Annotated in this window: 11 protein-coding genes; 3 read left to right on the plus strand and 8 right to left on the minus strand. The window is 57.6% G+C overall.

Going from position 1 to position 12,818, the window contains the following annotated elements; genetic code table 11:
* The 7 genes from O3A94_03680 to O3A94_03710 form a co-directional block, all read right to left on the minus strand.
* Nucleotides 1–1,293 (minus strand): HlyD family type I secretion periplasmic adaptor subunit, encoded by a 1,293-nt coding sequence (locus O3A94_03680; protein ID MDA1355351.1) that lies wholly within the window; start codon nt 1,291–1,293, stop codon nt 1–3.
* A complete protein-coding gene (locus O3A94_03685) occupies nt 1,290–3,092 on the minus strand; it encodes a peptidase domain-containing ABC transporter (GenBank protein ID MDA1355352.1) in 1,803 nt (600 codons plus the stop codon). Before O3A94_03685 ends, O3A94_03680 begins: the two co-directional genes overlap by 4 nt.
* 78 nt (nt 3,093–3,170) lie before the next feature.
* Complete coding sequence (locus O3A94_03690; protein ID MDA1355353.1) at nt 3,171–6,602, minus strand: choice-of-anchor L domain-containing protein; 3,432 nt, start codon at nt 6,600–6,602, stop codon at nt 3,171–3,173.
* A gap of 175 nt (nt 6,603–6,777) precedes the next feature.
* Nucleotides 6,778–7,158 carry a response regulator gene (locus O3A94_03695; GenBank protein ID MDA1355354.1) on the minus strand — a complete coding sequence of 127 codons (381 nt, stop codon included), beginning with the start codon at nt 7,156–7,158 and terminating at the stop codon, nt 6,778–6,780.
* A 36-nt stretch (nt 7,159–7,194) separates the two neighbouring features.
* On the minus strand, nt 7,195–7,545 hold the full coding sequence (locus tag O3A94_03700) for a hypothetical protein (protein ID MDA1355355.1): 351 nt from the start codon (nt 7,543–7,545) through the stop codon (nt 7,195–7,197).
* Between the two features lie 343 nt (nt 7,546–7,888).
* Complete coding sequence (locus O3A94_03705) at nt 7,889–8,524, minus strand: tetratricopeptide repeat protein (protein MDA1355356.1); 636 nt, start codon at nt 8,522–8,524, stop codon at nt 7,889–7,891.
* Between the two features lie 109 nt (nt 8,525–8,633).
* Complete coding sequence (locus O3A94_03710; protein MDA1355357.1) at nt 8,634–8,996, minus strand: DUF488 family protein; 363 nt, start codon at nt 8,994–8,996, stop codon at nt 8,634–8,636.
* Nucleotides 8,997–9,120: 124 nt separating this feature from the next.
* On the opposite strand from O3A94_03710, the gene O3A94_03715 reads away from it, so the two are divergent.
* Nucleotides 9,121–9,825 (plus strand): glutathione S-transferase family protein, encoded by a 705-nt coding sequence (locus tag O3A94_03715; protein MDA1355358.1) that lies wholly within the window; start codon nt 9,121–9,123, stop codon nt 9,823–9,825.
* Between the two features lie 39 nt (nt 9,826–9,864).
* On the opposite strand, the gene tkt is transcribed toward O3A94_03715, so the two are convergent.
* Entirely contained in the window at nt 9,865–11,880 is a 2,016-nt protein-coding gene (gene tkt, locus O3A94_03720) for a transketolase (GenBank protein MDA1355359.1), read from the minus strand.
* Nucleotides 11,881–12,083: 203 nt separating this feature from the next.
* On the opposite strand from tkt, the gene O3A94_03725 reads away from it, so the two are divergent.
* Complete coding sequence (locus O3A94_03725) at nt 12,084–12,398, plus strand: tetratricopeptide repeat protein (protein MDA1355360.1); 315 nt, start codon at nt 12,084–12,086, stop codon at nt 12,396–12,398.
* An 11-nt stretch (nt 12,399–12,409) separates the two neighbouring features.
* Nucleotides 12,410–12,763 (plus strand): cell division protein ZapA, encoded by a 354-nt coding sequence (locus O3A94_03730; GenBank protein ID MDA1355361.1) that lies wholly within the window; start codon nt 12,410–12,412, stop codon nt 12,761–12,763.
* The last annotated feature ends 55 nt before the right edge of the window (nt 12,764–12,818 follow it).

The raw sequence follows: 12,818 nt of genomic DNA on the forward strand, positions 1-12,818 counted from the left end.
TCAGCGCTCTCGGAAGGCTTCCGACCGAACTTTGATGACGGGTTTCAGCAGGTATTGCATCACGCTCTTCGAGCCGGTGTGGATATCTAACGTTGCCTCCATGCCGGGTGCGATGGGCAGGTCGCCGGGTTCAACACCGAGGTAATTCCTATCTGTCTCGGCAATAACTCGGAAATAACTCTGGCCAGTGGCGCTATCGACATGCGAATCGGGCGAAATAGAAACAACCCGGCCTTCAAGTCCGCCGTAGCGTGAAAAATCATAAGTGGAGACTTTGACTACCGAACTTTGACCGACACGGACATAGCCGATGTCGGTTGGGTTGAGCTTCGCTTCAACGACGAGGCGTTCCTGGGTCGGTACAATCTCCATCAACGGCTCTCCAGGCTGCGCCACGCCGCCGATGGTGTGGTGGCGCATGCTCTGGACCACGCCATCAATTGGGCTCGATATTTCTGTGCGCACGACCTGGTCGGTGGCGCGGCCGAGTTTTTCCCGGACCTCCGCGATACGCCGCTCAATCGCGCTCATTTCTTCGAGCGCGTTCCGCGTGGCACGCAATTGTTCTTCATTAATGCGCTCCGTGGTTTCGGCAAGGCTCGCTTGCGCGCGCGGGATAGCGGATTTGAGCTCCTCCATCTCGCCTTGCAATTTCTCGATCTCCTGTTTGATCTGAACATGGTCGATTTTTGGCGTCAGACCCTCGGCGAGAAGGTCCTCTGACATTGCGAAACGCTCGAGCGTGAGGGCCAAATTGTTTTTAATCGAGTTGAGCTGAGAGCGAATTTGGCGGACATCGAGCTCGCGCTGGCGCTGCTGCTCGTGCAAAACAGCAACGGTGCTCTGAAGCTCAAGTTTATGTCCTTCATAGGTTTGCCTCTCCGCCCGCAGCATTTCAGGGCGCCGCGCCGCTTGCGCCTCCGGAAAGACCAGTACCGTGCCCTGAGATTCCGCGACAAGGCGTACCCGGGTCAGAATTAGACTATCGAGTTCGATCTCAATTTCATCTCGGTTCGATCCGGTAATACCGCGATCAAGCTGCAACAGAAGATCGCCGGCATTTACCGTGGCGCCCTCGGTGACGAATATTTGGCTAATGATGCCGCCTTCGAGATGCTGGATAATCTTGACTTGGCCCTGTGGCACGACTTCGCCACTGGCAACGGCCACTTCTTCCAACTCGGCAAAATTGGCCCAAGCGAGAAGGATGGCGATCGCGATGGTGATGAGGAAGGCGCTGCGCTTCCAGCCCTTGGCGCTGGCCTTGCTTTCGAGCCTATCCAGCCGGTTCATGAAGATTTCTCCGCTGTTGCAGCCTGGGCTACGTTATTTTGTTGGGCTTCAACCGTCGCATCGGCCGGGCGCGGCGTGCCGCCAAACAAGCGCGGCAAAATTTCTTGTGTCGGCCCGCCCATGGCGATGCGGCCGCGCTCAAGTACCATGATAGCGTTGCAGGCGCGCAAGAGGACGGGTGTGTGCGTCACGACGACGATCGTGTGGTCGCGCGCCAATTCGCTCAGGGTATCGCGCAGGGCGATTTCCGCCTGCATGTCGAGATTACCTGACACCTCATCGAGTAGCAGGATTGGCGGATCCGGCAGCAGCGCCCGGGCGATGGCAATGCGCTGGCGTTGCCCGCCGGAGAGCCGCGAGCCGGCCTCGCCAATCTCAGTGGCATAGCCGTCGGACAAGTCGATAACATATTCATGCACGCCGGCCAGCGTCGCCGCCCTGACGATTTCCTCGTCACTCGCTTCGGGATTGGTAATAGCGATATTTTCGCGGATCGTGCCGGCAAAGAGAAAACATTCCTGCGGCACATAGCCGATCCACGTGGCGAGATCGTGGCGTGAGAATTGGCTGGTGTCGCCGCCGTCGAGCAGCACCCTTCCGCTGGTCGGGGGGTAGAGGCCCTGCATCATTTTGAGGAGGGTCGTCTTACCGCAGCCGTTGCGCCCGACCACGCCAAGTATGCCGGGCGGCTTGACCTCCATCGAGAGATTGTCGATTACCGGTGGGCGACCTTCTTCATAGCCATAGCTGACCGCCTCAAGAGTTAGGCGGCCCTCGGGACGATCCAGGCGAATGCTTCGCTCCGTTCGATCTTCGGCGAGCGAGAACACTGCATCGAGGCGCTTCAGCGCCTGGCGGCAATTAGCGTAGTTTCGCCAATTGCCAACCAGCTGATTGAACGGGCCGATAACTCGGTTGCCGAGCATGGTCGAGGCGATCAGCGCACCAATGGTGAGCCTCAGATCGATAATCGCGAGTGCGCCGGCGGTCACCAGCGCGATGGTGGTCAGCATGGTGAGGCTGGCGCCGATATTGCTGAACGTGTCGGTTCGCCCGCCGCGCACTAGGGCACGCTCAATGGTATCGGCATGCTTGTCTTCCCACGCCGGCTTTATTGCATTCTCCAGCGCTAGGGCCTTAACCGTAGACCGGCCTTGCAATAATTCCGTTAGAAACGCGTCTCGGCCGATACCTGCTTGGCGCTCCCCCTTGGTCGCAGTCTCCATCATTCGGCCGGAAATGATGGCGACGATGATAAATACCGGAAGCGCAATCAGTAGCACCCACACCACCGGCGGCGCGATGATATAGATGACCACCACGAACAGCACGGCAAACGGCAGATCGGTCAACAGCACTGCGGAGGAGCCCGAGAACGTATTGCGCACCACTTCGGCATCACGGAACAAGGTTTGCCAAAAGCCGGAAGGGCGGCTTTCGAGTGTGCGCAGAGGCAGGGAGGAGATCTTGTCGTAGAGCGAGCGTCCGAGCGAGACGTCGATTCTGAGCGCCACGCGCTGCAGCATGCGGCTGCGCGCTTGTCGAATGATGAAATCGAACAGAAGCGCCGTCAAAACGCCGATCAATAGGCCATAGAGCGTACTAATACCGTTACTAAAGACGACCCGGGTATAGACCTGCAAGACGAAGATCGGCACTGCCAGCGCCAACAGGTTGATGAATAGCGAAACCACAATCGCTTCCCGCAGGCCGGAGCGCGCCGGCTTCATCACCGCTTTCAGCCACTCGCGGCTGGCGGGTTTTTCCTCGTCGAGTGCATTTAAATCTGGCGCCGGCATAGAGCTATTTGGCCAACCTTATCGGTTTGTGGCAAACCTAATCGGCGACGCCGACTTTCTCACAAATCTGTGTCTGCCTTAAACCAGCTGGATATCTGTGATGGCCGGAGCATCTCCGGTGTTTTCCGCAAGCACCGTGTAGCCCGTACCGGCGGCACCGTTGCCATCGAAATAGAGAGTTTTCGTCACGTCGACGACGAGATAGGCAGTGCTGCCCGAGGCTGCGGTATTTGTGCCGTCGAATTGCTCTGTGATGGCAAAGAAATTGAAACCGGCGGACAATGAACTGAGACCGAAAGCGCTATCGGTCAGTGAAATTGTGTCTGTGCCGGAGGTAAAGTCCGAAATTATATTCTGAAACCCAGCGCCAATAGTGTCTGCGTTATCGCCCGGATTCGCCTCGCCGTCAGACGTCGAAGCAAAAGTAAAATTGTTGGTACCGCCGCCGCCCGACATGACATCGTTTCCGGTGCCGCCGGTTAAGATGTCATTGCCGTCTCCACCGCTTAGCGTGTCATTGCCGGCACCGCCGAGCAAAGTATCGTCGCCGCCGCCGCCGTCCAATATGTCGTCATCGTCTTGGCCTTGCAGGATATCGTTGCCGAGATCGCCGAACAGCGTGTCATCGCCGTTACTGCCGAACAAGGCATCGTTGCCGTCATCGCCGTCCAGTTTGTCGTTGCCGCTGCCGCCCAGAAGGGTGTCGTTGCCGGCATCGCCGAACAGCAAATCGTCGCCATCGCCTCCCTGGACGGTGTCGTTGCCGAAGCCGCCTTCGACCGTGTCGGCGCCGATGCCGCCGTTCAGGTTGTCGTCACCAGAGCCGCCTTTCAATATGTCATTGTCGTCGCCGCCGTTCACAAGGTCATTCCCGGCGCCGCCGTGGAGGCTGTCATCGCCGAGGCCGCCATTGATGGTGTCCAGGCCGGCGGCACCGAACACCGAGTCGTTTCCGTCGCCGGCATCAACCGAATCATTGCCGGTGGTGCCGGCCAAAATATCGTTACCGGCGGTGGCGCTGGCGAATGTTTCTCCGAGCCCGAAAGCGGAGAGGAACAGCCCGGTATCGACTGACACATCGCTGGTATCGGACACCGCGATCTTTATGGTGTGCGTACTCAGGCTGGTATTCAGCAACCCGACAATGACACCCGGTTCCGAAATACCGTCATATTCGATGCCGAGTGCCCCGCCCGTATTGTCGAAGAAATTGAATTCGTTAAAGCCGACATCGAAATGCAATATCGAATCGTCCGGGAAGAACGCAAAATTGGTTCCATCGACAAACACCGCGGCGATATCGTTGACGGACTGCTCGTTGAATTCGTCGGTGCCGAACATAAAATCGAAAATGATGGCGTTCACGTTGCCCGTCACGGTGAACGAAAATTCGAGGGATGTGGTGTCGGTCGTGGTTTGTATATGGCCGGTATTGGACAACACCGTATCGAGGTCGTTGTCGCCCAAAAAGCTGGCGTCGCCGCTGAACCCGATGGCGGTATTTGAATTGTTGGGCGTGCCGTCGCCGCTGGTGAGCACGATACCCTTGCCGAGCGAGAACGATACACCGTCTGCGGTGCCGAAATTCAAGCTCTCGAAAAAGCCGGCGGAGGAGGCGCCGGCGGTGGTATTTCCGACAAAGTTTGCGCTGGAGACAAACGGCCCGGGACCGGGTGCCGCAGTTACGGTTAGGCCGGATAAACTATCGATAAGCCCGGTGGCCAAGACCTCCGGGTCGCCGCTGAATTCGCTGACGTCGCTGACGCCTTGCGTACCGAAAAATTCTTCTTCGTTAATAAAAACGAAATCGTCTTCAAAAATGACATCATCTTCAACGAACGTATCGTCAAAATACAAATCACCGCCGTAGAGATACTCGTCGCCGAAGGTGTCATAAGTATTGTCTACAAAGGTGTCGCCATATAAGTCGTCGCTGTAGGGATCGCTAAAATAGTCATCGCCAAATCCGAAATCGTCGCCGCCAAACCCGTCATAGTCGCCAAACTCGCCCTCTCCTACTTCTCCGGCAAATTGTTCAGTCGCGAACTCTTCGAATTCACCCTCAAAGGCCTCGTCAAAGACATCAGGGTCGATTTCTCCATCTTGCGCGTCGAGTTCGCCGTCGAAATCCCCAACACCGTCTTCAAATCCGGCATATTCGTCAGAGAATTGATCCGTATTGGTGTCGAAACCGTCCTCCTGAGCAGCGCCATCGACAAGTTCGGGGTCGTCGAACTCGCCATCGGGGCCGCCATCAAGCAGGGTGTTAAATACGCCGTCCTGGATCGCTTCGTTGTACTGATCCAGGGCCGCGGCACCGGCGGCAATGCCTATATCGATAGCGTCCTCTAAAGAGCCACCCTCGTTGAGCGCCGCTTCCATGGCAGCGAATGCGTCGTTCGCTGCGGCGAGCCCGGCGGCGGCAACTTCTTCCTCGCTCGGTTCACTGCCGCCATCGCCTTCGGCACCGCCACCTGCGCCTTGCGCATCGTCTGTCGCACCGCCGCTGTTGTCCGCGCCACCTCCGGTATTGTCACCGCCTGTGAGCCCGGCTCCAAAGGCGCCGCCAGTTCCAGACAAAAAATTGTTGATTGCACTATAGAGGCCACTGGCCTGAGCCGCCGATAACGTAATCGCCGGACTGGGAGAATCGAAGACGGAGGAGACCGCCGTGGTTTGATAGGCGGTATTGAGGGTGACCGAGGATGTTTGGGTGCTCACGGTGATAGAACCGGTTACTTCACCTTGTCCTTCGCCCTCGGGCATCATGGTCACAGTATTGAATTCACCCTCCGCCGCCGCCCTGCCGCCGACTTTGGTTCCGCGAATGCCGAGCGTGGCGACCGGAGTGCGGACGATCATGTCATCAGGATTGTTGGCCGCGATCTCCCCGCTGACGAAAACAAATACGCCCTGCACCACCGAAAAGCTCGATGAGCCCTCCAGCGAAGTTGGGTCAAAAATCAATTCGTCCAGCACCATGCGGCCTTCTTCGCCGAGTGAAAATTCGGTTTCATCGATGAACACCACGGCGACCGCAGCGCCGGCGCCGGTCTCGAGAATATCGCCCTGGAATATTGAAGAATCCTTGCCCAACGTCACCGTGGTGCCGTCAACGCGCGTCGCCGTGACTTCACCAACCGATTCGCCGACGCGAACAATAGGCGCCTCTTCAATACCGTCTTCGGATTGCGCGTATTGGCCGGGCGATGCCGGTCCAGCCAAGGCCGCTACCAGATCGAACGGCAAAAGCGCGCCGCCTTCAGTCATCAGATCTGCTTGGGTCGCGGCGCTGAAATATTCGACGATGACGAATTGTGTGCCGTCGGGCGCAGTGATCAGGAGGTCGGAGCCGGCTCGGTCAAAATCGGCATGCAGCAGCATGTCGCCGCCGGGGACAATGATTTCAGCCGCGCCCTGAGCCGAAATGGGGATCGGGGCACTGCCTGTCGCGCCGGTCAAAGCCGATGACGCAGCTGCGAATACGTATTTTCCCTGTTCAATACTCACGCGTCTCTCCTGGGACTATTGTCCGCGCAGGGTTTTCCGGCTTCTCAAAATATTCGGAGGTAGCCGCCCAGAGTTAACTAACAATAGCACATCAAAACTATATATGGAGGAATTTTAGGTTGCAATTGCAACGATTTAGATGAAGCGAAACAGATTGTTAGATCGTCGGCGAGCATCAAGATTCATCATCTTCGCCGAGAAATCTACGCACCTCTTGCAAGAAATTTGCAACGGAGATGGGCTTAGAAATATAGGCGTCGCAGCCGGCCTCCAGGACCCGCTCCTCATCGCCACGCAAAGCCAGCGCCGTAACCGCGATAATCGGTATGGCGCGAAGTTCTGGATCCGCTTTGAGTTGTCGGGTGACGTCGAGGCCGGATACATCTGGCAGCTGAATATCCATAAGGATGATATCCGGCCGATGCTCACGCACCATTTCGAGCGCCCGCGAACCATCCTTGGTTTGCAGGGTTTCGATGCCGGACGCTTCGAGGAGATCTCGCATCAATTTTAAATTAAGAGCGTTGTCCTCGACGATCAGCGCCGTCTTTTTCATCCGTCCCACCATTTATTCAAGAATTTTATTACAGGATCAGGTTAGTAAGAACAGTATAGCTAACAAGACTGATAAGACCACCAAAGCCACGACGAGGCGTTTGAATATGTGGGCCGCCAATCCGAAAAGGCCGCGTTTTCCGGTTCGTTTGCCGCCACGGCTATCCAATCCGGACAGAATAACCATATAGAGCCGCATATTTTTGCGGATTAGCGACGGCGTATCGAAGCGAAGATCGACCATATGTCCAGCGCCGGTTGATTCGCCGAACACCATTTTTAGCGCCGCCAATTGAGGTGAGGTGAAGGTACCTCGCAAATCTGCAGGAATTCGTTCAAAGAATTGCCGAATGAACGGATCGCGTGCCGCTCTTTCGTCTATAGCCATAGGTATTCGCTTTGCTGCCGATTACGAGAGTTTGTAGGCACGGAACCATTCATTACAGGGTCAGGCGATCAATCAACTCAAAATAATATGATCGTGCCGTGATGGCTATGAAATCTAGTCCGCCGGCGCGGCTGCCGTATCGTATCGCCGCCCGCTAGATGCGCCGTCTGGATCATTATCTGACCTGCCTCGCATGGCTGGTGCTCCGCCACGTGACCGTTTTAGCCACACCGCAGAGTAGCGCTGGGACGTGACATCAACAAGTACCGCTGGTGCGTGACATCAAGGAGGATGGTTGTTGCCGCCCCGGAGTGGGACGGCGCATCCGTCTACGGGCGTAGCATTAATTATCCATAATGATGTTGCCGTTTTCGACTTCGAAGACGATCACCGCGCCTTCCTTCGGCGCCCAAGCGCGGGCCAAGCGGTGGCCCTCGGAGATATCGGCCGGCGACAATAACTTAGCCAATTTCTCGCGATTTGTGACTGCTACATTGTGCTCGCGGCTGGGGGGTAATTTTTCAGTCGATAGGGAAAACCATTTATATGCTTGAAGAAGGTCGTGCGGCCTGCCCTGGCCGGTGCCGAGCATGGTGGCCATATTATGGCCAGCCAGCATGTTTCCACGGTCAACCGCCATGGCATACCAGGTGTAGGCTTTGGCAGGGTCCGGCGCGACGCCCAATCCCATCTGATAGGCGAGCCCGAGGCTAAACATTGCGCGGGTATCGCCGTCTTTTGCCCGCCGGTTCCAATCTTCGACCATCTCCGGTTGGGTGTCTTTGGCCACGCCGCCGCGAATGACGGCCAGGGTCAATTCGGAAGAGCCGGCCGGGGCTGAATTTAATGCGGACTCCAGTTTGGTGAATTCTATAAATTGGTTCCAATAGGTATCGACGGCGCGATCATTGAGCGATTCACACCCCGCCAACGCCAACACCATCCAAATGGAAAGAATTATGTGTCTGGATCGTCGCATCACTCGGCTTTCATCACGCATAACGGGCATTTAATTATGCCCGTTCAATCAAATTTATCCCCAACAGACGCTGAATATAAACGATGCTAATATAAAATTGAAACGTCGATTAGTCAGACTCCGTCTCAAGATATTCTCTGAGCACGACCGCGCCGTTGTGTAGCATATCTTTGGTAGCGAAGACGAAGGTTACGCGTTGCCCGGCGCAGATATTCCGTAGCGAACACACCGCCGATTGGTTGTTGCTCAGTTCCAAGACGTAGCGCGCACGAAATTGCTGCCAGCGCTCCGGTCGATGACCAAACCAGGTTCGAAGTTCCGGACTAGGCGCAACATCCTTCACCCAGTGATCGAGTGCGGCGTCGGATTTGGATAGTCCGCGCGGCCACAAACGCTCAACGAGAATACGCACACCGTCTTCGTCCGCGGCGGGTTCGTACGCGCGCTTCAAGCCTATGTATCTAGGAGCCATCGCCAAATCCGTCGTAAATAAGACGCCCAACATAGACTCAATATGCGTCTATGCTAAGTTTCGTGAGTGCCGCCACCTGGGAGTCAGCAAACCCCACCATGGATCAAAGCGAGTATCGAGCGCGATGATAAAGCTGTACCGTTTTCCCCCTCTGGAGAAGTTGCCGTCTGCCAGCCCGTTCTGTGTAAAAGTCGAGGCCTATATGCGTATGGCGGGGATCGCCTACGAGACACGCGACATAACCGATCCGCGCAAATCGCCGAAAGGCAAGGTGCCTTTCATCCGCGACGGCGAAACGGAGGTCGCGGATTCGGCGCTCATTATCGAATATCTTAAAAGCCGTTACGGCGATCCGCTCGACGCCGGCCTGAGCGCCGCCGAGCAAGCCACGGCCCTCGCCTATCGCCGGTTGTTGGAAGAGCATTGCTATTTCTGCATCGTCCAAATTCGTTGGATACGGGAGGAAAATTGGCGGCGTTCAAAAGCCCGCTATTTCTCATCTCTGCCGCCGCCACTGCGCTGGATATTGCCGGGTGTGGTGCAAAGACAGGTGCGCCGCGATTTGCGCGGGCAGGGCATCGGCCGTCATACGGATGCCGAAATCAACGCCCTGGCGCTAGAGGATTTGCGCGCAATATCGAAATTCTTGGGTGAAAAAACCTATCTTATGGGCGCGGCACCGACTTCTCTCGACGCTGTGGGCTACGGATTTTTGAGCAACTTGCTGTATGCGCCCTTCGTACTGCCTATCCAGGCTGAAGTAGACGAGCTTAAGAATCTCACCGCCTATTGTGAGCGCATCGAAAAGAAATATTTCGCCGACATTTGAGCGGCCGGCGCGGTGGAAACCGCTCTCACCATTGCCGCGCTAAAGTGAAAGCGCCTGGCGCGCGGCCTCGACCACGGCGTTCGCGGTAATTCCGAATTTTGCGTATAGCTGGTCTGCTGGCGCCGACGCGCCGAATCCGCGCATGCCGATCATGATGCCGCCAGCGCCAAGATATCGCTCCCAACCAAATGAAACAGCGGCTTCAATGCCGATGCGCACGACTTCGCCGCCGAGCACGCTGTTGCGATATGCCTGGTCCTGCGCGTCGAACAATTCCCAGCACGGCAGCGAGACGATTCGCGTCGGGTAGCCTTCGGTCTCCAAAACCTGACGGGCGTCCGCCGCGATTGCGATTTCCGAGCCGGTTGCGAGCAGAACGACACGGGGTGTTCCGCCGGTCGCCTCGTGCAGCACATAGCCGCCACGCGCCGACAGGTTTTCATCGCTAAGCGTAAAGCGCTGTGCGGGTAACCCCTGGCGGCTCAGCGCCAATACCGAAGGGCCGGAGCGATTTTCGATTGCCGCTTGCCAACATTCCGCGGTTTCCATTGCATCTGCCGGGCGGAACACATTGAGATTGGGCATCGCACGCAAGGCCGCGAGATGCTCGACCGGCTGGTGGGTCGGGCCATCTTCACCGAGGCCGATAGAATCATGCGTCATGATATAAATAACGCGCTGGCCCATAAGCGCCGACAAGCGAATAGCCGGGCGGCAATAATCGGAGAAAATCAAAAATGTGCCGGCGTAGGGAATGCAGCCGCCATGTAGCGCCATACCGTTCATCGCCGCCGCCATGGCGTGTTCGCGCACGCCGTAATGAACATAGCTGCCGCTAAAATCGCCGGGTGCAATCGCTGCCATTCCGGCGACCCGGGTGCCGTTCGAGCCACTAAGATCGGCCGAGCCGCCGACCAATTCGGGCAGCGTTTGAAATAGTACCTCTAGCGTTTTCTGGCTCGCCACGCGGCTCGCGATCTTGGGCTGATCTGCCGCCAGAGCGCGCTTGAATTCCACTAAGCCGGCGCTCCAATCGTCGGGCAATTTGCCGCTTGACACCCGCTCGAATTCGGCCCGCAGTGCGGCATCGCTAGCGGCCAATCTGCGCTGCCAATCGGCATGCGCTTCGGCCCGCCGGACTCCGGCTTCGCGCCAGAGCGCAAGAATTTCAGCCGGCACGGTAAACGGTGGATGGGGCCAACCGAGGCGCTCTCGCGTTCCGGCGATCTCCTCCGCGCCGAGCGGCGCGCCGTGGCTCGCCTCAGAGCCTTCCTTAGTGGGCGCGCCAAAGCCGATCCGCGTGCGGCAGACGATCAGTGCCGGCTTCGCGGATTTCTGCGCCGCTTTGAGCGCCCGAGCAATCGCTGCGGGGTCGTGACCGTCGGCGTCAAAGGCGTCCCAACCGCTGGCCTGAAAGCGCAGCATGGCGTCGTCGGAAAGTGCCAGTTCGGTCGCGCCATCGATCGAAATGCTATTGCTGTCATAAAGCACGATCAGCTTGTTGAGTTGTAAATGACCGGCCAGGGAAATTGCCTCGTGGCTGATTCCCTCCATTAGGTCGCCGTCGCCGGCCAGCACATAGGTGCGGTGATCGACAATCGCGTCGCCAAAACGCGCTGCCAACATGCGTTCCGCGATCGCCATGCCGACCGCGGTGGCAAGCCCCTGGCCAAGCGGCCCGGTCGTGGTCTCGATGCCGGCGGCGGCGCCGTATTCCGGGTGTCCCGCTGTGCGGCTGCCGAGCTGACGGAAATTGCGGATCTGATCGATATCAATATCCGGGTAGCCGCATAGATAGAGCAGCGAATAGAGCAGCATCGAGCCATGCCCGGCCGACAGGACGAAGCGGTCGCGGTCCGGCCAATCCGGATGGGCAGGGTCGTGCTTAAGGAACTGCGAGTAGAGGACGGTGGCAACGTCGGCCGCGCCGAGCGGCATACCGGGATGGCCAGAATTTGCCGCCTCGACCGCATCCATGGAGAGCGCACGGATGGCGTTGGCCATGTCGCGGTGGGCGGTGTTGCTCGGTTCGGAGTTCGCGGCTGATTCCGTCATGCTCATTTGTCTTGCTGTGAAAACCCGCACGCAGCGGCGAGACGCCAATGCGCATGTGATCAAGCAACATGACGACGCTCGCCGGGAGCGTCAACAGCCTGTGTAATGCGCCCCATACAGTTGACTGCCAAGTCCGCCTGGTCTAAGTGTTTGATGGTGAGAAGTCGGTTTCGGAATTTATGACAACATGCTGATAATACTAAATGATGCCGAATCTTGATGAATCTGTAGCGCGTCTCGGGAGGGCAGTCGAGAAGTTGACGCAGGCGCTCGAAAACGGCTCCGCGAAGAGCGGCGCAGGGTCGGCTGTCGGGCTCGCCGAGTCGCTGCGTACCGTTCAGCGGGAGCGCGATGGTCTTCATGCCGATCTCGAATCTCTTCGCGCCGAACATCGCAAATCGGGCTCAGCCTTGCGCGATGCGCAAGAAAATTACGCCGCCATGCAAGTGGTCAGCGAGGCCGTCGCCGGCCGGCTAGATGGCGCGATCGGCGATCTGAAAACATTGCTCAACGAATAGGGTCGGGGCGTATGGCTCAATTATCCGTCACCATCCACGGACGCAACTATCCCATTGTCTGCGACGATGGCCAAGAAGAGCATGTGACCCGGCTTGCCGCCTACATTGATAAGCGGGCAACGGAAATCGCCGAGACGGTCGGGCAGGTAGGCGAAGGCCGCTTGTTGGTGATGACGGGTCTTCTTGTCGCCGATGAGTTGTCCGAAGCTTATGATGAGATGGAGCGGCTGCAAGTCGCGTCAAAAAGCACAGAAGACACAATTCGCAGCGAAACGCGCGAGAACCTGGAAGCAAAAGTCGCACCGGTTGTCGAATCTCTGGCCGTTCGCATCGAAAATATTGCCGCCGGCCTAGAGAGCGACTAAGTTCCGCTTGGGCGGTTGCTGCGGAGCGTGACACGCCGTAGTTTCCCGGGGCCAA

It is taken from the genome of Pseudomonadota bacterium, from assembly GCA_027624955.1.
Taxonomy (GTDB): Bacteria; Pseudomonadota; Alphaproteobacteria; order UBA828; family UBA828; genus PTKB01.

Excerpts from the sequence above, each read along its gene's own strand:
- O3A94_03680 (MDA1355351.1), bottom strand. The coding sequence starts at position 1,293 with ATGAACCGGCTGGATAGGCTCGAAAGCAAGGCCAGCGCCAAGGGCTGG.
- O3A94_03685 (MDA1355352.1), bottom strand. The coding sequence starts at position 3,092 with ATGCCGGCGCCAGATTTAAATGCACTCGACGAGGAAAAACCCGCCAGC.
- O3A94_03695 (MDA1355354.1), bottom strand. The coding sequence starts at position 7,158 with ATGAAAAAGACGGCGCTGATCGTCGAGGACAACGCTCTTAATTTAAAA.
- O3A94_03700 (MDA1355355.1), bottom strand. The coding sequence starts at position 7,545 with ATGGCTATAGACGAAAGAGCGGCACGCGATCCGTTCATTCGGCAATTC.
- O3A94_03705 (MDA1355356.1), bottom strand. The coding sequence starts at position 8,524 with ATGCGACGATCCAGACACATAATTCTTTCCATTTGGATGGTGTTGGCG.
- O3A94_03710 (MDA1355357.1), bottom strand. The coding sequence starts at position 8,996 with ATGGCTCCTAGATACATAGGCTTGAAGCGCGCGTACGAACCCGCCGCG.
- O3A94_03715 (MDA1355358.1), top strand. The coding sequence starts at position 9,121 with ATGATAAAGCTGTACCGTTTTCCCCCTCTGGAGAAGTTGCCGTCTGCC.
- tkt (MDA1355359.1), bottom strand. The coding sequence starts at position 11,880 with ATGACGGAATCAGCCGCGAACTCCGAACCGAGCAACACCGCCCACCGC.
- O3A94_03725 (MDA1355360.1), top strand. The coding sequence starts at position 12,084 with ATGATGCCGAATCTTGATGAATCTGTAGCGCGTCTCGGGAGGGCAGTC.
- O3A94_03730 (MDA1355361.1), top strand. The coding sequence starts at position 12,410 with ATGGCTCAATTATCCGTCACCATCCACGGACGCAACTATCCCATTGTC.